We start from the raw sequence: 19,624 nt of genomic DNA, 5'->3' as shown, positions 1-19,624 counted from the left end.
CGATTTATTAAGGAATAAGACTTGGCATCTGCCAAGTCTTTTATATAAAATGGAAGTGAGTGATTTAAAGGGAGGAAGACATGAAGAAGATATTGGTCATTGATGATCATCCGGCTGTCATGGAAGGGACAAAAAGCATATTAGAATCAGATCAGCAGCTATCAGTCGATTGTTTAAGTCCTGATGCAGAAGCCGCCTTTTTAAAGACGCATGACTTTTCCATCTATGATGTGATTTTGATGGATTTAAATCTCGGGGATATCAATGGAATGGACATTGCGAAACAAATTCTAGAAACCAACCAACAAGTGAAAATTATCATTTATACAGGGTATGAAGTAGATGATTATTTTGAAGAGGCCATTCGGGCTGGATTGCACGGTGCAATTAGTAAAACAGAGACAAAAGACAAAATTATTGAATACATACACCGCACATTGCAAGGAGAAGTTGTCATTCAGCTATCCTATTTAAAGAAATTAATTTCACAGCAGCAAGAAAAGCCAGAACAGGCGCAGGAGACCGATCACGAGCTGTTAACAGAGCGAGAGTGTTTGATCCTCAGAGAAGTGGAAAAAGGATACACGAACCAAGAGATTGCCGATGTGCTGCATTTGAGCAAACGCTCGATTGAATACAGCTTGACGTCCATCTTTAATAAGCTGAATGTTGGCTCTCGAACCGAAGCGGTGTTAATTGCAAAATCTGAAAGTGTGCTGTAAACGTGTGAAGGGAGAGAACCCTGATGGAAGTGAGTGGATCAAATACACTGCTTGAGGCACTGGGGATTGAGATTGTAGAGTGTAATGAGTCTCGATGCGTAGCGACAATGCCAGTTGATCACAGAACAAAACAGCCATTTGGACTGCTGCACGGAGGAGCTTCTGCTGCTCTAGCAGAAACAGTGGCAAGCATGGGAGCTGCGGCTCATTTAGACTTAACTCAGCAAGTTTGCTCAGGGATTGAAATCAATGCCAATCACTTAAAATCTGTACGTGATGGAGTAGTGACAGCGACGGCTGTTCCTGTACATGTCGGGCGCCGTACAATGGTATTTCAAATTGATATTAAAGATGATCGAGACCGGCACATCTGTACGTCAAGATGCACACTTGCTGTCATTGATCGCATATAAAAAAGCTCCCGGTGCAGCGGAAGCTTTTTTTAGGTTGGATTGATTCATAAAAAGCAGATCCTCACATATGAGGATCTGCTTTCGGTTTATAAGTACGAGTCTTCTTTGCGTTTAATCACGAAGTTACGAAAACCGCCATAATCATCCTGTACACTTCGTTTGTCCATCTTGACCCCAGTATTGTAGGCGGCTCTTCCGATCAAGTGTGCGCCGACTGGAGCTGTTAAAAAGATAAAGACAATCCCAAGTAGGATCTTCGCAGAAATAATGCCTGCAAGAAACCATTCGTGAAAGAACACCCCAACTAATATGAGGACAACACCAAGTGTCGATGCTTTTGATGCAGCATGCATACGTGTATAAACATCCGGCAGGCGAAGAACGCCAATGGCTGAAATGAGACAAAGGATGGCGCCAAGCAGGATAAAGAAAATGACAATAGCTTTAGCGATGACGATCATTTTCAATCACTTCCCCTTTCTCAAGGAATTTGGAAAAAGCGACAGTGCCGATAAAGGCAAGGATACCGAGCAGTAAAATAATTTCAAAGAACGTTGTCGTTTTCAGCAAAATAGAAACGATAGCTGTCATCCCAATTAAATTGATTCCTATCGCATCAAGCGCACTTACACGATCAGGAATAGAGGGCCCTTTGATAACCCGTATCACAAAAAGAAAGGTGGACAGCGCAAGAATGCCAAGTGAAATTTGTAATATGAGCTCCATTACTTACCGCTCACCTCCTGAATCGCTTTTTCAAATGAAACCCGGATATCGTGAATGGCTTTTTCTGCATCTTCAATATCCATCGCGTGAATGTATAAAATGGAACGATCATCAGAAATATCAATGACGAGTGTACCTGGTGTCAATGTAATCATATTAGCCAGTATGGTGATTTCCCAATCCGTTTTCAAATCTGTACGAAAGGCGAAAATACCGGGCTTAATGGTGAGCTTTGGAGATAATACGGTCTTTAATACACTTAAATTGGCAAGAAGCAGCTCCCGAATAAAAATCAATACGAGCTTGAAAATCGCAAACAGGGCATAGCCGTAAAAACGCTGCGGAAAAAACCGCCGAAGCATAAAAATGGCGACCATCCCTAGTACAAAGCCTGATACAAAGTCTGCGGCTCTGTATGTATCATTCATAAACATCCATGTAAAGGCGAGGAGAGCGTTTAGTAATATTTGAAAGGCCATGTTCATCTACTCCTTCAGCACAGCTTGAATATATTTTTCTGGTGTTGAGAGCATTTCCGCTGCTTGATTGATATAAGGGGCAATGAACTCTGTCCCTAACCCAATGGCAAGCGACAAGATCACAAGCAGTACGCCAGGGTACACCATTCCTTTAATCGACGGTTTCCTTCTTCGCATATCTTGATCCTCGCCCCAAAATGCGAGTATGAAGATCCTCATAATCGAATACAGGACAAGAAGGCTGGACATTAAGACAAGGATAGAAAAGGTCATGTGTCCAGCAGAAAATCCACCTTCTACAATCTTTAGCTTTCCAACAAACCCACTCAGAGGAGGAATTCCTGCTAGGGATAAAGCCGAAATGAAAAACATCCACCCTAGTAAAGGCTGAGATTGAATCAGTCCGCCCATCTTTTTCAAGTGATTGGTGCCAGCATACACAAAGAGTGCACCTGCCAGCATAAATAAAGCGCCTTTAATCACCATGTCATGAATGAGATAATAAATGGCCCCTTGGAGTGAGGCGGGTGTATTGGCTGCAATCCCAAACAAAATGACCCCAACTGCTGTGACAATGTTATAGATGACGATCTTTTGCACATCAGAATAGGCAATAGAGCCAATCACACCGAATATCACCGTAAGTGCGGCAAACCAAGCCATGAGTGTATGTGTAAACCCTGTATCATGTATAAAAATTAACGTAAAAACTCTGGCAATCGCATATAAGCCAACCTTTGTCAGCAGTGCACCAAATAGAGCAGAAATAGCCGCTGGCGGTGCATGATATGATCCTGGCAGCCAGAAATAAAGCGGGAAGATCCCAGCTTTTAAACCAAATACAATGAGAAACAGAATAGAAATGACAGTGATTAATCCTGTTTGCCCTGATTCAGCTATTTTCACGCTTAAATCAGCCATATTCAAAGTGCCCGTGACTGCATATAAGCAAGCGACACCGACAATAAATAATGCCGACGAGATGATATTAAACACAATATATTTGAGTGATTCTCGAAGCTGAGGCTTTGAACCGCCTAACACAATGAGCATATAAGACGCCATTAGCAGCAACTCAAAAAAGACAAACAGGTTAAAAATATCGCCTGTTAAAAAGGCCCCACTTACGCCAGCTAACAAAAATTGTACGCCAGAGTAATAGAACAGCCGCTCCTTTTCCTTCCCAATCGTTTGAAAGGAGAAAAGAACTGTCACTAGCCCAACGACGGAAGCGGTGAGCACAAGGAGCGCAGCAAACTGATCGGCCACAAGGGCAATCCCAAATGGTGCTTTCCAGCCTCCTAAATAGAGAGTTTGAATCCCATTAGTAAAGATGGTTTGGACTAAATACACATTACAGACAATGGCTAAGAGCGAAGCAAACACACTAAAGCCTCTCGACAGCATGATGTTCTTATTCATAAAGATCAATAGTGTAGCAGCTAATAATGGAATTAAAATTGGCAGGATCACGAGATTATTCATGCTGATCATTTCCTCTCATTTGATCCATGTCATCTGTTCGCAGCTCTTGGAAGGCACGGAAGGCCATGACAAGTAAAAAGGATGTCACACCAAAAGCAATGACAATGGCTGTTAAAATTAATGCTTGTGGTAATGGATCTACATAGGATGTGAGCCCCTCTTTTAAAATAGGGGGAGCTCCTTTTTTTAAGCCGCCCATTGTCAAAAGAAGCAAATGGACGCCGTGGCTCAAAACAGCAGTACCGACGATGACCCTTAGAAGGCTTTTTGAAAGCATTAAATAGGTCGCCGCCATAAAAATAATACCGACGATTATAGACATTAGAAATTCCATTATTCCTTCTCTCCAATCGTTTGAATAATGGTCATGGTGACACCGACAACAACTAAATATACACCGATATCAAACAGTACGGCTGTCGCCAGTTCTGTTTTCCCTAAAAACGGCAGTTGAAAATAATCAAATGCATGGGATAGAAAAGGTGCACCGAATAGAAAGGATCCCATACCCGTCAGGATCGCGACGAGCAGCCCGGTCGCTGCAACATAAATAAAGTTAAAGGGCAGAATACGTCTCACTGTTTTCAGATCGTAGGCTAAGAGCAGAAGGACGACAGCACTGGCACTCATCAGGCCGCCAATGAACCCCCCGCCAGGATTGTTATGTCCCGCAAGAAATAAGTGAAGGGAAAAAAGCAGGATGATGAATGCTGTGATTTTTGTTGTGACTTGTAAGAGCATATCATTCGTATCAATCTTCCTCATCGCCGCACGCCTCTCTTCCGTTTTCCTTGTGCCTGTGCCTTTAATAATCCATAAATACCGAGTGCCGCAATGGCAAGTACGGTAATTTCAAAGAGTGTATCAAAGCCCCTGAAATCTACAAGAATGACATTGACAATGTTGTCGCCGCCAGCAAGTTTATAGCTGTTTTCAATAAAGTAAGTTGAAATGGACTCAAGTGACTGCTGACTTGTGGAAGCAAAAGCAAGACAAGTGACAGTGAGACCAACACCTATTGAAATGATCAAATTGGTTAATTTGAATTTTCTCGTTTTTTGCTTCAAGCTTAGCTTCGGCAAATGATAGAAGCAAAGTAAAAACAGTGCGACAGAAATCGTTTCAATAATCAGCTGTGTCAGGGCAAGGTCAGGTGCCCTGAAAATCACGAAGAATAATGACAGCGTGTATCCCATGACACCTAGAGCAATAATGGCAGTTAAGCGTGAGCGGGCGAATACGGTCGTGACCGTCGCCGCCACCATCACAAGTGAAAGAATGGCTTCATACGTGCCAATTGGCGCAGCTTTTTCTGTTTCAAATGAGAAAGCTTGCTGATAGAACATCACGCTGCCAAGTACAATAATCATGAACCCAAACACATAGACAAGGTAATCACGAAGGAAACCGGTCATATAACTGTTTGTCAGGCGGTATGAACCTTTTTCTAAACCGATTAGAGAACGATCGTATAACGTGTTAAATGACCATTTTTCCTTAAATATATTGTACATTGGACGCCATTTTGACAACGTTAAATAGCCGATTGTACCAAGTACAACAACACCTATCGTCATATAGAGCTCTGGTTGGAAACCGTGCCACGCTTCAATTTTTACTGCAAAACGGCTTCCTGTTTCAATGGCTTCCGGGATGATCGCAGCAATCGCGGGTTCAATGACCGAGTAGGCAAGAATATTAGGGGAAAAGAAGAAAGTGACCACAAGTGCAGCGAGAATGATTGGCGGAATGAGCATGCCAATCGGTGCTTCATGCGGTTTTTTCTCTAATTGGTCTACATTCAGACGACCTCTAAATGTTTTAAAGAGAAGCATCATACTGTAAATGAACGTAAAGACACTAGCGAGCCAAGCAATTGCTGGAAAAATAGCGCCCCATGTCGAAATATCTGTAAAGTTGATCTCAGAAATACGTAACATACTTGTGAAAAACAGCTCTTTACTTAAGAAGCCGTTAAATGGCGGTAGTCCAGCCATTGAAAATGTACCGATTAGCGTAATCGTAAAGGTAATCGGCATGATGGTCATTAAACCACCTAATTTCCGAATGTCACGAGTACCTGTTTCGTGATCGATAATACCTGCTGCCATAAAGAGACTGCCTTTAAACGTAGCATGGTTAATGAGGTGAAAAATAGCAGCAAGAACGGCTGCGCCAAAAAAGGCAGGGTTGTTTTCATGAATCGCAGCTGCGCCGACGCCAAGCATGAGCATAATCATGCCGAGCTGACTAACTGTCGAGTAGGCCAGAATGGCTTTCAAATCATTTTGCCGGACGGCATGGAATGATCCCCAGAATAATGTGATAAGTCCGACAATGGATATGGTCCAGAACCACACCTCTGATATAGCAAAGATCGGACTGAAGCGGGCAACAAGATAAATACCGGCTTTCACCATCGTAGCAGAATGCAGATAACTGCTCACAGGGGTAGGTGCTTCCATTGCATCAGGCAGCCAGATATAGAATGGGAATTGCGCTGATTTCGTAAAGGCACCTAGTAAGATCAGGATCATGGCAGGGATAAAGTAAGGTGATGCCATAATGAGCTGAAGCTGATTGACTGCTTCACGAATACTGAATGAATCAGTGATCAGGTAGATGAGGATGAAGCCACCAAGCATAGCTAATCCGCCAAAAACAGTAATAAGCAGTGATTTGGTTGCACCATATCTAGAGCGCTCCCGCTTATACCAATACCCAATTAAGAGGAAGGAAGAAATACTCGTTAGCTCCCAAAACAAGTACAGAACCACCATATTGTCAGAGAGAACCACACCAAGCATAGCGGTCATAAACATTAACAAATACGTATAGAAAGAGCCAAGCTGTTCTTTTTCTTTTGATAAGTAGAAAATACTGTACAAGACCACAAGTGCGCCAATACCTGTAATTAATAATGCAAATAACAGGCTAAGGCCATCGACATATACAGTAAAATTCATCCCTAAAGATGGAATCCATTCAGCTTGTGAGAAAAGCGTTCGTCCATTCGAGGTAATGTGTAACATTTGGACAAAATAGCTAAATAATAGAATAGGCAAGATAAGAACAAACCACCCTGTATGTATACGCTTTACGTATTTAAAAAGAAAAGGCCCAACAAACGCAAGCAAAAAAGGCGATAGGATGGCGAAGTGAATAAGCTGCAAGAATATAAACCTCCTTCAATCAATATAAATTTCACGTTCTAAAGAACTGGTAAATAAAATTATAGCGTAAATACAGACATAGTGCATTGGTTTGAACTGAATTACAGCAAATTGTATTTGTTTTGAGTTCTTTTGACCACAAAAAATATTTTATCAAAAATAAAACTCGTTGTATATTGTTTTGTATTTCGTACATGCTTTTCTTAAAGGAGCTGATTACATGAAACTAAAAGCGGGCATCAGCTTAAGCATATTCTGCACGATTTTAGGTGGAGCATTCTTCATAGAACGAAATGATCAAAAAAGGTGGCAGGCGGAAAGTGAATGGCCGTTGTTTTCAGAACATCTTCTCTATATGACCTATCAAGAAGCAAGACAATATCCATTCCAGCCAAGAGAATATATACGAGTAGTTTCTGCTGAAGAATAAACCCTTATAGGATAAAAGAAATATAAAAAAAGCATGTGCCCGTAATAGAGCCCATGCTTTTTATTGTTTGATTAAGTAAACATTCTAAGTAAGATTGTTGCGCAGATCACAGTTGCTGCTCCGCCAAGACGTGTAGATACTTGTGCGAAAGGCATGAGACCCATTCTTCCAGAAGCTGAAAGGATCGCAACGTCACCAGTACCGCCAAGTCCGCTGTGACAGCCTGTCACAATCGCAGATTCTACTGGGTACATGTTCATCAATTTCCCAACGAAATAACCAGAACCCACCATTCCAAGAACGACAGCGATACATACACAAACGAATGGAATAGAAATCACTGTTGCTACATCATCAAGTGGAATGTATAGAATCCCTAGACCGACCATAAGTGGCCATGTAAAGCTTCTTGATACAAACTTGTAGAACTGCTGTGAGCCATCTTGCAGATGCTGAGGCATCACGTTTAAGTATTTGATTAAAGCGGCAAGGACAATCATTAAGATTGGACCAGGAATATGAACAAAGCTTTCTAACAAACCACCAAAAATGAACGTTGTACAAGCAACGAGTACACCAGCACCCATTAAACCAAAATCAACTTTTGGATCCATATCAGGCTGTTCAAAAATTTCATTTGCCTCTTTAGACTTTACAAGACGACCATTTCCGTTTAGTTCAGGACGTTTTTCACCAAGCTTCTTCATTGCGCCAGCACAGATAATGGCAATGACGTTCCCAATGACGGCAGCAGGAATTAATTGAGAGATTAATGACTCTGCTGATACACCAAGAATTTGTGAATAAGCAATAGATAATGGCAAAATCCCTTCTCCAACACCACCGGCAATAATCGGAACAATAATAAAGAAGAACGAATGATGCGGTGTGTAACCAACTAAAAGACCAACAAGAATTCCGGCAGTCACAGCTGCAATTGTACCTGCAACAAGAGGAACAAACATACGAATAAGGCCTTGTACTAAAACAGTTCGCTGCATCCCAAGAATACTACCTACTACAAGAGCAGAAATATAGAAGTAAAGGAAGTTCGACGTCTTCATAAGAGACGTAACCGCTTCCAACGAGTTCGGATTCAGAACATGAAAAAAGACCAGGAACGATGGTACGAATAAAGAAAGAATCGCCGGTCCACCAATATCTTTTAATATCGGAATACGTTGTCCTATATCTCCAAGGAAAATCCCCAAAATCATAATAACAGCGAAACCACCAAGCATATTTGCTGGAATTTTATTAAAATAAGCGGCAGTTAAAATAATCGCTGCAAGTACTAAATACACAGGTAAGTCAATAACACCAATTTTCCAAGACATGATCTTACGGAAAACGCTTTTATTATTGTCAGAATCGTCTGTAATCGATTTCAATTGTTGTGTATTAGCCACATAAACACCCCCAAATGCTATTTGTCTCAATTGTAGAAGATTCTGTGACACTCATCTATTTATTAAACTAAATTAAGTGTAATAAAAGTAAAATAAACAGGAGTTTTTATGTTTTTATCATACAAAAATCCCCTGAAGGTAGTTTATCCTTCAGGGGATTGATCATACATCGTTATTATCGTTTTCCTTTTAAATAAGGTGTCCCAAGTGCTTTCGGTGCATCTGCTCGGCCGATGAAGCCAGTGAGTGCTAGGATGGTCAGCACATATGGTGCAATGAGCATATACACGTTCGGTATATCTTGGAATAGCGGCAGGAGAGAGCCAATAATGCTTAAACTTTGAGCAAATCCAAAGAATAAAGCAGCGCCCATTGCGCCGAATGGGTGCCATTTACCGAAGACAAGTGCAGCTAGTGCGATGAAGCCTTGTCCAGTAATGGTCGCATGTGAGAAATCAAGTGCGATGGTTGACGCATAAACAGCTCCGCCAAGACCACCAAACAGTCCACTAATAAAGACACCGATATAGCGCATCCGGTACACTTTGATTCCCATTGTATCAGCAGCCATTGGATGTTCTCCGACTGCACGAAGACGAAGACCAAACGGCATTTTAAATAAAACAAACCAAGCTACAACCGCAAGCGCTAATGCGAGTATGGACGTATAATAAACATCTTTAAAGAAGATATCGCCAATTATCGGAATGTCACTTAAAAGGGGAATATCCCCTTTATAGAAAGGCTCTGTAATTTTATCTGTTTGAGCTTTCCCGTAAATGAGTTTCACGACAAACAGCGTAGCGCCAAGTGCCAGCATATTAATGGCAACACCACTGACCGTTTGATCTGCACGGAATGTAATGGTTGCAACTGCATGAATCAGAGAGAACAATCCGCCAATCGCCATTCCGACGAGGAGCCCAAGCCACGGGGTCAAGGCGCCAAATGTATCAGCAAAAAACAAGTTAAAGATAATACTGGAAAATGCTCCGACGACCATCAAACCTTCAAGACCGATATTCACAACACCTGATCTTTCTGAAAAGACGCCTCCAAGAGCGGTTAAAATAAGTGGTGCAGCATAGACAAGTGTTGCTGGGACGATGATTTCAAGAATTTGCAGAAATCCCACTTATTTTCCCCCCTTTTTCTTCATTTGGTTCATCACAAGACGGATAATATAGCTTGAGGCGACGAAAAGAATAATGATCGCAATGACAATATCAACGACCTCAGTCGGTACGCCAGATTCAAGTGGCATATTTAAAGCGCCGACCTTCAATCCACCAAGCAATAATGCGGCTAATACGATACCAATGGCTGTGTTACCGCCTAATAAAGCAACAGCGATTCCATCAAAACCGACGCCAGTGAAGGCATCTTTTATTGAAGCATATTCGAAGGTTCCTAATCCCTCCATTGCCCCTGCTAAACCTGCAAAAGCACCAGAAATTAGCATTGAATATATAATATTTTTTCTCACATTCATTCCTGCATATTGGGAGGCGTGTGGATTCATACCAACAGCTCGCAATTCAAAACCTTTAGAGGTTTTTTGGATAATGATCCACATAATAACGGCAGATATAATAGCTACAATAATTCCGTTATGCATGCTTGAGAAATCAGTTATTTTTTCAAAAAAGTCAGAGTGCAAAGAGGCTGTGGATTTGATATTATCTGTTTTATCTTTATGATCTGTAAGAACATTTGTAATAATAAAATTTGTCACATGAAGGGCAATATAGTTCATCATAATGGTGACGATCACTTCATGAACATAAAAACGAGCTTTTAAAAAACCAGGAATAAAGCCCCATAATGCACCAGCAGCAGCTGCAGTGATGAGTGCAAGCGGCAGATGAATATACATAGGTGCATTGACAGTTGTTCCGATCCAAACAGCAGCTATCCATCCAATGAGCATTTGACCTTCTACACCGATATTAAATAGGCCTGTCCGAAATGCAAAGGCAACCGCAAGACCTGATAAAATATAAGGTGTCACTTGCCTGATGGTTTCTCCCATATAATAGGTTTCCCCGAAAACGCCATTCCAAAGGGCGCTATATCCTTCAATGACACTATAACCGCTTGCCAGCATAATAATGGCCCCAACTAAAAGGCCAAGTACAATGGCTATAAGCGGAATCAGCAGATTTGTTAAGCGATTAGACATTTGCTTCTTTCCCCACTTCCTGTTGCGTACTTCCAGCCATTAATAGACCAAGTTCTTGCTCTGTTGTTTCTTTTGGATCAACGATAGCAATAATGCTGCCTTCAAAAATAACAGCAATTTTATCACTGACATTCATAATTTCATCAAGCTCAAATGAGATGAGCAGGACGGCTTTGCCTTTGTCCCTTTGCTCAATGAGGCGCTTATGAACAAATTCAATCGCACCAACATCAAGTCCACGTGTCGGCTGAGCGGCAATTAATAAATCAGGATTGCGGTCAACTTCACGGCCAATAATGGCTTTTTGCTGATTCCCGCCTGACAGGGCGCGCGCCTCTGTGTATTCACTCGGTGTTCTGACGTCATACTCGGCAATGATTCGCTTTGCCTTTTCATAAATATTTTTCATATTCATCAAGCCAAATTTTGAGTATGGACGCTGATAATACGTTTGTAAGGAAATATTTTCTCCTATTGAAAAATCAAGCACGAGTCCGTGTTTATGACGGTCTTGAGGAATATGTCCAATTCCAGATTCGGTCACCTTACGAGGCGGAAGATTTTGAATGGCTTTCCCGTTCAGCATGATCGTGCCAGATTCTGATTTTTTTAGACCAGTAATGGCTTCAATTAATTCAGATTGACCATTGCCATCGACTCCAGCAATACCGACAATTTCTCCAGCCTTTACTGAGAGGTTGAGATGTTTGACTGCTTCAATTCCTCGCGCGTCTTTTACCGTAAGGTCTTGAATGTGAAGTACTTCCTCAGCAGGAGAGGCTTCTTTTTTGTCTGTCTTAAATGAAACTTCACGACCGACCATGAGGCTTGCAAGCTCATCTTTGTTTGTGCTTTCCACATCAAGTGTACGAATGCCCTGGCCTTTTCGAATAATGGTGACGCGGTGACAGGCATCCATAATTTCTTTCAGTTTATGCGTAATTAAAATAATGGATTTGCCTTCATTAATTAAGTTTTTCATAATTTGTATGAGTTCTTTAATCTCTTGAGGTGTTAAGACGGCTGTTGGTTCGTCGAAGATCAAAATATCAGCGCCGCGATAAAGTGTTTTTAAAATTTCTGCACGCTGCTGCATGCCGACAGAGATGTCAGATACTTTTGCGGCAGGGTCTATTTTTAAGCCATAGCGGTCAGAAAGCTCTTGTACTTGCTGTATGGCTTGTTCTTTGTCGATCTTTCCAAATTTCTTGGGCTCTTTTCCTAAGATAATGTTTTCAGCGACGGTGAAGGTATCGACAAGCATAAAGTGTTGATGCACCATACCGATGCCTAAATCACTTGCATCATTCGGGCTAGAGATGGACACAGGTTTTCCATGAACCTTGAGTTCACCTTTTTCAGGCTGGTAAAGACCGAAAAGCACGTTCATGAGCGTTGATTTTCCAGCGCCGTTTTCACCAAGCAGCGCATGAATTTCGCCCTTTTTTAGCTGCAGCGTAATGTTGTCGTTTGCTACAATGCCAGGGAATTCTTTGCGTATATTCAACATTTCAATGACATAATCCACAGGTTTAACCGCTCCTTTTTTAGGGTGCTGATGAAGATAAAAACTAGCAAAAGAAAAGCTGCAAAACGAGGCTGCAGCTTTTCTTTTACCACCTTTTACGAATAAAGAGGAGGTAAAGGAGAGGCAAGGGGATAAGACGCGCTTATCCCGATGCTCAAATTAAGCTTTAAAATCTTTTAGTTCATCACGTGTTGCAGGGATTTTCACTTCGCCCTTGATGATTTTTTGTTTCCATTCTTCAATTTTCTTTAACACATCTTTATTAAGGTTGTCCTGAGATGGAGAGATGTCAACGCCGCCTTCTTTCAGACCGTATGTGATCACTTGACCGCCAGGGAATTTACCTTCTTTTGCTTTTGTTGTTAAGTCTTGTACTGCTGTGTCAACTTTTTTAATCATAGAAGTAAGGGTGACACTTTGTTTTGTTCCAGGTACTTTTCCTTCGTCATACTGATCTTTATCAACACCGATGACCCAGACATTTCGATTTGGATCTGCCTTTTTTAAATTAGTTGCTTCTGTGAAGACACCATTTCCAGTGCCGCCAGCAGCATGATAGATGATGTCGACGCCAGATTTGTACATGCTTTCAGCTGTTGCTTTTCCGATGTCAGCTTTATCGAATGCACCAGCATATTTCACTTCAACTTTTGCTTTCGGATTAGCTGCTTCAACGCCTGCACGGAAACCAACTTCGAATTTTCTGACTAATTCAGAGTCAACTCCGCCGACAAAACCAATTTTGTTCGATTTTGTTGTAAGAGCAGCCGCAACACCCACAAGGAAGGATCCTTCGTTTTCGTTAAACATTATGCTTGCTACATTGTCTTTTTTTACAACTGCATCAACGATAGCAAAGTGGTTTTTCTTACGTTGATCGGCTATTTTTGAAATGGCGCTCTCCATTTTATAACCGATACCATAAATGAGGTTGAATTTTTGCCTGACAAGTGTATTTAAATTTGTTGGATAATCTGCATCGGTTTTGGATAGTAGATAATCAAAGCCGTTTTTACCTTTTTTTAGATTGTTGTCTTTTCCAAATGCTTGTAAACCTTCCCAAGCTGATTGGTTAAACGATTTGTCATCGACACCACCGACATCAGTTACCATTGCAACAGTGAATTGATCTTTATCTTTTTTGCTTTCACCGCTGTTTGAGCCAGAGTTGCCGCATGCTCCAAGGATGGTTCCTGCTGCTACGACTAAGGACAATGCTAGTCCAATTTTGCGCTTCTTCAAAACATAACCCCCTATAAAATTTAAAAGTTTCAGAAAAGTCTCGCGAAAAAAGACCGATCTACCTCTTCTCATCCTTCTGAATAGGGTATTTTATCCTGCTTTCTCTTGAAACTTATGGAGGGCAGGAGAGAAGATGTAAGACATCAGACTTATATCTCGTTGAACTAATCAATCATAATTTATCATTTCCAATCGAATAAATAAATAGAAATTTGTTTTATTTTTAAAAAAATGTTAAAAGGCTAAATTCGATGTCTTTTTATGTGCTGAAATATGATATAATGCCGCTTTTGTGATGTGATCTACTACAGTGGAACCGCTGATATCAAGGGGTTTGTCACATCGTGTTCCATAAAAAAACATCTGGCCTCTGTATAAGGTCAGATGTGTCAAATTATAGATATTGCTGAATTAAATTCATATTTGTTGTACTGAGTTTATATTGGAAAACAGGGCGTCCAATTGTCCCGTATGCCATTTCAACATCAACTACTTCGATGTCCTCAAGGAATTTCAAGTATTTTCTAATAGAGACTTGAGAGATTTCTGTATGATTCGCTAGGTCTTCGGTCGTGAAAGCCTGATGACCGAATGATTGAATACTTGTCCAGATGAGTTTGAGTGTGCTTTTGGTCAGGCCTTTTGGCAGAAGGACTTTTTCCGTCTCTGCTTTTTTATGAAAGAGCTTCGCATCTAAATCATTTTGCGAGATGCTGTTCATCGTTTGGTACAAGGCGTGTTTTCGTTTATATTCTGAGAGCGCTGATTGGAAACGTTCAAATTCAAACGGCTTGATCAAATAATCAACAGCCCCGTTTCGCATCGTTTGCTGGATCACGTCGACTTCATTGGCAGCTGAAATGACAATGACATCAACCGAATGATTTTGCTTGCGAATTTCTGATAATAGGGCAAGGCCATTTTGTCCAGGCATATAAATATCGAGCAGTACAAGGTGAATGGTTTCTGTTTTTAAGATGTCCAGTGCCTGCTGAAAAGAGGTGGCAATCCCTTTTAATTCAAAGCCGTCGATTTGGGTCAGGTAGCGTTTGTTCAGCTCTCCAACCATTGGATCGTCTTCTACTATTAACACATTAATCATGTGAATCCTCCTTTTGTTTATACGGAATGCGGAGACTAAAGGTCGTTCCTTCTCCTTTTTCACTCGTGACAATCAGATGACCGTTCAATTTTTTGATGCTTTGATCAACGAAGTAGAGGCCGAATCCTCTGTCTTCTCCTTTAGTTGAAAAGCCTTGATCAAACATGATGTCTTGTTCTTTTTTTGTGAGACCAACACCTGTGTCTGTAATTTCAATATGAAGCTGCTCCTGAACGTATCGGAATGAGATCGAGATGTTTTTCGTCTCAGTATGAGAAACAGCATCGAGTGCGTTATTTAACAGGTTGCCAATGACGGTAATGAGATCATGCGTCACTGCCGGGTCCTCTGAATTTGGGACTTGTGTGCTGCATATGACTTCTAAGGTCGCGCCTTGTTCCCTGATATAGCTTTGTTTTCCTAGTAAAAATCCTGCTAAAACAGAGTTTTTCACATGGTTGATGATTTCATTTGTTTCCGTCTGCTGATAGATCGCAATATCTTTGATATAAGTGCCAAGGTCATCGTAGTTTTTGAGCTGAACCAATCCTAAAATGACATGAAGCTTGTTCATAAATTCATGTGACTGGGCACGGAGGGCATTTGCATACATTTTGACTCCGCTCAGCTGCTCAGCCAAGTGTTTGACTTCTGTTTTGTCACGGAAGGTGGCGATCGCTCCAACGATCTCGCCCTTTACCGTAATCGGGACTTCGTTAAATACGAGCTCCAGTCCGTTCATTCTCACGTCGCGGTCAAGCAGCGGCTTGCGTGTTTCAATGACTTGCTTTAGACCGCTTGAAGGGAGGAGCACCTGAACATCTTGTTCTCTAGGATCAACCATAATGCCCATAATATGAAAGAGCCGTTTCGCTTCAGCATTGGCGAGCTTGATTTTACCGTGCTGATCGACGGCAAGAATCCCTTCTTTTGTTGATTCTAGCATGGCGCTTCGTTCTTTTAATAATGTAGCAATCTCATCTGGCTCTAGTCCAAACATAATTTTCTTCACTTTTCTTGCCACAATGAGTGCTCCAATGATACCAGAAAGAAGACTGAGCGATATGACGAAGTAGAGTGGAAGTAAGCTTTGATGAATAATCAAGTCAATTTCCTTTAACGTAATCCCTACTGCCACAGCCCCGAGCTGCTTCCCATTTTGATCATAAACCGGAACAAAAGCACGCATGGATCTGCCAAGTGTTCCAGAAGCCGTACTAATATGCTCTTTACCCTGTAATGCTAGTTTTTCATCACCGCCAGCAAACCGCTTCCCGATCTTCTGCGGATTTGGATGGGTTTTGCGAATGCCGTTCATATCCATCACGACAACGAATTCGGTTTTGGTGATTCGCTGAACACTTGTTGTATATTGACGGAGTGCTGAATACGATCGATTTTCTTCTAATGATTTCGCTGTGATCGGAGCCTCTGCGACCATTTTGGCAGTGGAGAGGGCGATGTCACGTTCCTGCTGATGAATGTTTTTAGCTGTTTCTGACCAGATCGTAAAGAAAGTGATACAAAGGGAGATCAGGACAACGATACAAACAAAAATCGTCAGTCGTGTTTGCAATCTTAATGTTTTTTTCACGAGTATACCCCTAACGCACGATTTTTTCGTAATAGTAATACTTTAACGGGAAAATGTAAGTTTGTGAAGGAATGTACGTGCAAAATCACAAATTTGATTTTGCTGCCAGTTTACTTTGAAAGCATCTTGTCAATCCGTTTTAAGTGAGCCATAATAAATGTGAGCTTATGAGAAAGGATCTATTTATGAAAAATACATATTTGACTGGATATTTTCCGCTGATTTCGATTTTACTATTCAGCTCTGCTTTTTCGATTTTCACGGTAGGGATTACGACTGATTTCTTGACTCAAGCAGGTATTTTAAAAGGAATGCTGGAATTCTTCTCGGAACAGGGCATCCGGCTTGCTCTTTTTGCTGCTTTTGCACTTGTTTATTTTATGATTTTATCTGCCTTGAAACTGATTGCAGATACGGTGTTAGAGTTGGCGCTACTCTTTTTCGCGAAAGATCCTGAAGGAGAGAACTTAAAGAAAATTCGGATTGCATCCGTTGTTTATTTATTTGCCAGCTTGCTTGCATTTCTGCTGACGCAGCAGCTGATTCTGCTTGTCGGACTATTTGTTTTAGCAGGTCTTGTCTATTTTATCTGGGTTGTGGTCCGCATTTATCAATCGCTTTCCATGCTGAATTTAATTGGATTTATGATGTTTATTTTGCTGTTTTGGGCCACGTTTTTAATCGGCATTTTGTACTTATTTATTAAGCTTTATAATAGTGTTATGGCAAGTCTTCCTTCATAAACAGACAAAGAAAGCATCCTCCGATAGTGGAGGATGCTTTTTTTATGATAGAAACCGTTTTTGAATATCCGGTGTAGGTATCATACAAGATGCTTTTTGACCGAACCATTTGTAGCGATTTTCCGCTATCCGCTCATAAAACCAATCACGGATAGGGCGCGGAATGGCAAGGAATAAATAACTCCATCTGTAGATCCCTTTTAAATGCCGCGTGGCTTTTAAGATGCCTGTCGATTTCGTATAAAGGGTGCCTTTTTCAATATAAATGAATGAATTAAACTCATCTAGAGGCAAACCGTTTTCTTTTAAAATGCGCTGCCCTGTCTCTGATTGTAATGAAGCAAACATCATTCGCTCATTTGGATCACGTTTAATCACAAACTGAACAGCGCCGCTGCACACGTTGCAGACACCATCAAATAAAATCAAATGGGGTGGATGTGTTGAATGCATTGCAATCAAACCTCCTGTTTATCTGGCGTATTGCATCGTATTCTTCCAAATACGTAAGTGCGGACTTGAGCTGTAAATAGATTCAACCGTTCCTCTATCTCTTCCAACCCATACACCCATTGTATATTGATCTGTCAGTCCAACAAACCAAATGTCTTTGTAGTCATTGGATGTCCCTGTTTTACCACCAATGTAAGGGGAACTGAAATTCGCTTTTTTCCCTGTTCCGCTTTTTACAACGGAGGCAAGCAGTTTACGCATGGTGTCATTTGTCCGCTGAGAATACACTTGCTTCGGTGACTCTTTCCACTTGTAAAGGGTTTTACCGTTTAAGTCTGTCACCTTTGTGATCGAATGATTTTGCGTGTAAGCACCTTGGTTGCCAAAGACGGTATACGCATCTGTTATTTCTAGCGGCGAGAAGCCCTTCGTAAATCCGCCAAGTGCAGAAGGCAGGCGATAATCATCCGCTACGATATGTTCGAATGAGAATTTCTCTAAGTAGCTAAATCCCTTTTTGACACCAACTGTATCCAGCATTCGGATCGCAGGTGTATTGTAAGAGTTCTTAAAGGCTGTTTCAAGTGTGACGGTTCCATACGTTTTATGATTATAGTTCTGCGGACAGTATCCGCTGCTACAAAACTTACCGGCACTAATTTTGCTTGAAGCTGTTGCACCGGTTTGGTCGATGTAAGGACCATAGTCTAAAAGCGGCTTAATCGCAGAACCAGGCTGTCTTTGCGCTTGATAGGCGTAGTTGAAATCAAACTTTTTATAGTTCTTCCCGCCAGCAAGTGCAACAATTTGATGTGTTTCATGATGAATGACCGCTGATCCGCCTTCTACACCTTGGTAAGGTAGTTGCGCATTGAGCTGATAGACGGCTCGCTGCTGTAAGGAAGGATCAAGTGCCGTATAAATTTTGACACCATCCTGAAGCAGAGCACTAACCTTTTCAGATAATTCTTTTTGAATGGCTTTTTTTGCTCCATCTGTTTTGGCCTTCTTCAAGCGTTTTGTAAAGCCTTCCTGATCTGACACAAGATCGGTAAATTCCTCATTGGCATATGTCACATAGTCAGGGTAAAGGTTTTTCTTTTCACTCAAGGACAGGCTGATTTTTTGTTTGACGGCTTTTTTGTATTGCTTTTTGGTGATGACGCCGTCTTTCTTTAAAATACCTAGCAGTCGTTCTTGGCGTTTCTTTGTGTGTTTGAATTGCTTCAATGGGTCATACAGTGTTGGGTTGTTTGGAATCGCAGAGATAAATGCCATCTGTGCAAGCGTTAAAGAACTAAGCGGCTTATCAAAATAGTAATTAGCCGCAGAACCGACACCGTAAACACCATTACTGAAATAAATCGTATTTAGATAGCTTTCGAGAATTTCATCTTTCGAGAATTTCCGCTCTAATTCATAGGAATAGAGCAGCTCTGTAAACTTTCGGGTGAACGAACGTTCATGGCTTAAATATAAATTACGAGATAATTGCTGTGTGATCGTACTTGCGCCTTGGCTAATGCCATGGTTTTTCACATTTGAGGCAAGGGCACGAACAACTCCCATAAAGTCAATGCCTTTATGGTCATAAAAGTTACGGTCCTCTGAGCGGAGGAACAGCTCCTTCACATGATCAGGAATTTTATCATACGTGACGAACACTCGGTTTTCATCGTTTGATACGATCTCAGAGATGAGAGAACCATCCCGGTCATACATATAACTGTTTTGGGAAAAATCTATCTTTTCCAGCTTGATTTTTTGATCAAGCACTTCGTTCACAGGCTTCACACTTGCAGCTTCTTCCTTTGATAGATAAAAAGTCAGAACAAATAATGGAATGAGGGCAGCAAGTAATAACCAACCAATCATTGCACGAAACATGAGGTCACTCACTTTCTTCAATTTTCTAGCCATATCGTACCATTCTTTTGCGAATA

20 protein-coding genes are annotated in these 19,624 nt (G+C 41.2%); 4 read left to right on the top strand and 16 right to left on the bottom strand.

The window, feature by feature from the left end; genetic code table 11:
* The first annotated feature begins 80 nt into the window (after positions 1 to 80).
* Positions 81 to 722, top strand: coding sequence for a response regulator transcription factor (locus MKY18_RS14595; protein WP_003213500.1), 642 nt, complete (start codon positions 81 to 83; stop codon positions 720 to 722).
* A 23-nt stretch (positions 723 to 745) separates the two neighbouring features.
* Positions 746 to 1,135 carry a hotdog fold thioesterase gene (locus MKY18_RS14590; protein ID WP_003213775.1) on the top strand — a complete coding sequence of 130 codons (390 nt, stop codon included), beginning with the start codon at positions 746 to 748 and terminating at the stop codon, positions 1,133 to 1,135.
* Positions 1,136 to 1,221: 86 nt separating this feature from the next.
* Here MKY18_RS14590 and mnhG read toward each other — a convergent pair whose 3' ends face one another.
* Genes mnhG through MKY18_RS14555 form a run of 7 tightly spaced genes read right to left on the bottom strand, consistent with a single transcriptional unit; the run spans position 1,222 to position 6,998 of the window.
* On the bottom strand, positions 1,222 to 1,596 hold the full coding sequence (gene mnhG / locus MKY18_RS14585; protein WP_003213369.1) for a monovalent cation/H(+) antiporter subunit G: 375 nt from the start codon (positions 1,594 to 1,596) through the stop codon (positions 1,222 to 1,224).
* On the bottom strand, positions 1,580 to 1,861 hold the full coding sequence (locus MKY18_RS14580) for a Na(+)/H(+) antiporter subunit F1 (protein WP_003213177.1): 282 nt from the start codon (positions 1,859 to 1,861) through the stop codon (positions 1,580 to 1,582). The genes mnhG and MKY18_RS14580 overlap by 17 nt, the downstream gene beginning before the upstream one ends.
* Entirely contained in the window at positions 1,861 to 2,340 is a 480-nt protein-coding gene (locus tag MKY18_RS14575) for a Na+/H+ antiporter subunit E (protein ID WP_044140819.1), read from the bottom strand. Before MKY18_RS14575 ends, MKY18_RS14580 begins: the two co-directional genes overlap by 1 nt.
* Before the next feature lie 6 nt (positions 2,341 to 2,346).
* Entirely contained in the window at positions 2,347 to 3,825 is a 1,479-nt protein-coding gene (locus MKY18_RS14570; protein WP_034620106.1) for a Na+/H+ antiporter subunit D, read from the bottom strand.
* A complete protein-coding gene (locus MKY18_RS14565) occupies positions 3,818 to 4,159 on the bottom strand; it encodes a Na(+)/H(+) antiporter subunit C (RefSeq protein ID WP_003213576.1) in 342 nt (113 codons plus the stop codon). Before MKY18_RS14565 ends, MKY18_RS14570 begins: the two co-directional genes overlap by 8 nt.
* A complete protein-coding gene (locus MKY18_RS14560; RefSeq protein ID WP_034620105.1) occupies positions 4,159 to 4,590 on the bottom strand; it encodes a Na(+)/H(+) antiporter subunit B in 432 nt (143 codons plus the stop codon). The genes MKY18_RS14565 and MKY18_RS14560 overlap by 1 nt, the downstream gene beginning before the upstream one ends.
* Positions 4,587 to 6,998, bottom strand: coding sequence for a Na+/H+ antiporter subunit A (locus tag MKY18_RS14555; RefSeq protein ID WP_342497554.1), 2,412 nt, complete (start codon positions 6,996 to 6,998; stop codon positions 4,587 to 4,589). The genes MKY18_RS14560 and MKY18_RS14555 overlap by 4 nt, the downstream gene beginning before the upstream one ends.
* 220 nt (positions 6,999 to 7,218) lie before the next feature.
* On the opposite strand from MKY18_RS14555, the gene MKY18_RS14550 reads away from it, so the two are divergent.
* The gene (locus MKY18_RS14550) at positions 7,219 to 7,428 is read left to right on the top strand and encodes a hypothetical protein (protein WP_012011099.1); all 210 of its coding nucleotides are present in this window, start codon (positions 7,219 to 7,221) and stop codon (positions 7,426 to 7,428) included.
* Positions 7,429 to 7,499: 71 nt separating this feature from the next.
* Here MKY18_RS14550 and MKY18_RS14545 read toward each other — a convergent pair whose 3' ends face one another.
* From MKY18_RS14545 to malK, 7 genes are all read right to left on the bottom strand, one after another.
* Complete coding sequence (locus tag MKY18_RS14545) at positions 7,500 to 8,837, bottom strand: 2-hydroxycarboxylate transporter family protein (protein WP_003213451.1); 1,338 nt, start codon at positions 8,835 to 8,837, stop codon at positions 7,500 to 7,502.
* Between the two features lie 175 nt (positions 8,838 to 9,012).
* On the bottom strand, positions 9,013 to 9,972 hold the full coding sequence (locus MKY18_RS14540) for an ABC transporter permease (protein ID WP_003213713.1): 960 nt from the start codon (positions 9,970 to 9,972) through the stop codon (positions 9,013 to 9,015).
* A complete protein-coding gene (locus tag MKY18_RS14535; RefSeq protein ID WP_185106858.1) occupies positions 9,973 to 11,019 on the bottom strand; it encodes an ABC transporter permease in 1,047 nt (348 codons plus the stop codon).
* Positions 11,012 to 12,547, bottom strand: a complete 1,536-nt coding sequence (locus MKY18_RS14530) for an ABC transporter ATP-binding protein (protein WP_065099072.1) — start codon at positions 12,545 to 12,547, stop codon at positions 11,012 to 11,014. Before MKY18_RS14530 ends, MKY18_RS14535 begins: the two co-directional genes overlap by 8 nt.
* 159 nt (positions 12,548 to 12,706) lie before the next feature.
* Positions 12,707 to 13,789, bottom strand: a complete 1,083-nt coding sequence (locus tag MKY18_RS14525) for a BMP family protein (protein WP_065099071.1) — start codon at positions 13,787 to 13,789, stop codon at positions 12,707 to 12,709.
* 394 nt (positions 13,790 to 14,183) lie between these two features.
* Positions 14,184 to 14,891, bottom strand: a complete 708-nt coding sequence (locus tag MKY18_RS14520; protein ID WP_106029256.1) for a response regulator — start codon at positions 14,889 to 14,891, stop codon at positions 14,184 to 14,186.
* Positions 14,884 to 16,485, bottom strand: a complete 1,602-nt coding sequence (malK, locus tag MKY18_RS14515) for a malate sensor histidine kinase MalK (protein WP_050944037.1) — start codon at positions 16,483 to 16,485, stop codon at positions 14,884 to 14,886. The genes MKY18_RS14520 and malK overlap by 8 nt, the downstream gene beginning before the upstream one ends.
* 185 nt (positions 16,486 to 16,670) lie before the next feature.
* Here malK and MKY18_RS14510 point away from each other — a divergent pair, with 185 nt between their 5' ends.
* Entirely contained in the window at positions 16,671 to 17,228 is a 558-nt protein-coding gene (locus MKY18_RS14510; protein WP_044140810.1) for a YufK family protein, read from the top strand.
* Between the two features lie 42 nt (positions 17,229 to 17,270).
* On the opposite strand, the gene MKY18_RS14505 is transcribed toward MKY18_RS14510, so the two are convergent.
* Positions 17,271 to 17,681, bottom strand: a complete 411-nt coding sequence (locus MKY18_RS14505; protein ID WP_185106856.1) for a thiol-disulfide oxidoreductase DCC family protein — start codon at positions 17,679 to 17,681, stop codon at positions 17,271 to 17,273.
* Between the two features lie 18 nt (positions 17,682 to 17,699).
* Positions 17,700 to 19,601 carry a transglycosylase domain-containing protein gene (locus MKY18_RS14500; RefSeq protein ID WP_044140808.1) on the bottom strand — a complete coding sequence of 634 codons (1,902 nt, stop codon included), beginning with the start codon at positions 19,599 to 19,601 and terminating at the stop codon, positions 17,700 to 17,702.
* Positions 19,602 to 19,624 lie beyond the last annotated feature (23 nt).

Source organism: Bacillus sp. FSL R7-0672 (genome assembly GCF_038601465.1).
GTDB lineage: Bacteria > Bacillota > Bacilli > Bacillales > Bacillaceae > Bacillus > Bacillus pumilus.
The sequence above is the reverse complement of the archived record's forward strand: the minus strand, read 5'-3'. Positions and strand labels throughout refer to the sequence as shown.

Bases quoted from the DNA above. Each gene is read 5' to 3' on its own strand.
- MKY18_RS14595 (WP_003213500.1), top strand. From the start codon at position 81: ATGAAGAAGATATTGGTCATTGATGATCATCCGGCTGTCATGGAAGGG.
- MKY18_RS14590 (WP_003213775.1), top strand. From the start codon at position 746: ATGGAAGTGAGTGGATCAAATACACTGCTTGAGGCACTGGGGATTGAG.
- mnhG (WP_003213369.1), bottom strand. From the start codon at position 1,596: ATGATCGTCATCGCTAAAGCTATTGTCATTTTCTTTATCCTGCTTGGC.
- MKY18_RS14580 (WP_003213177.1), bottom strand. From the start codon at position 1,861: ATGGAGCTCATATTACAAATTTCACTTGGCATTCTTGCGCTGTCCACC.
- MKY18_RS14575 (WP_044140819.1), bottom strand. From the start codon at position 2,340: ATGGCCTTTCAAATATTACTAAACGCTCTCCTCGCCTTTACATGGATG.
- MKY18_RS14570 (WP_034620106.1), bottom strand. From the start codon at position 3,825: ATGAATAATCTCGTGATCCTGCCAATTTTAATTCCATTATTAGCTGCT.
- MKY18_RS14565 (WP_003213576.1), bottom strand. From the start codon at position 4,159: ATGGAATTTCTAATGTCTATAATCGTCGGTATTATTTTTATGGCGGCG.
- MKY18_RS14560 (WP_034620105.1), bottom strand. From the start codon at position 4,590: ATGAGGAAGATTGATACGAATGATATGCTCTTACAAGTCACAACAAAA.
- MKY18_RS14550 (WP_012011099.1), top strand. From the start codon at position 7,219: ATGAAACTAAAAGCGGGCATCAGCTTAAGCATATTCTGCACGATTTTA.
- MKY18_RS14535 (WP_185106858.1), bottom strand. From the start codon at position 11,019: ATGTCTAATCGCTTAACAAATCTGCTGATTCCGCTTATAGCCATTGTA.
- MKY18_RS14520 (WP_106029256.1), bottom strand. From the start codon at position 14,891: ATGATTAATGTGTTAATAGTAGAAGACGATCCAATGGTTGGAGAGCTG.
- MKY18_RS14510 (WP_044140810.1), top strand. From the start codon at position 16,671: ATGAAAAATACATATTTGACTGGATATTTTCCGCTGATTTCGATTTTA.
- MKY18_RS14505 (WP_185106856.1), bottom strand. From the start codon at position 17,681: ATGCATTCAACACATCCACCCCATTTGATTTTATTTGATGGTGTCTGC.
- MKY18_RS14500 (WP_044140808.1), bottom strand. From the start codon at position 19,601: ATGGCTAGAAAATTGAAGAAAGTGAGTGACCTCATGTTTCGTGCAATG.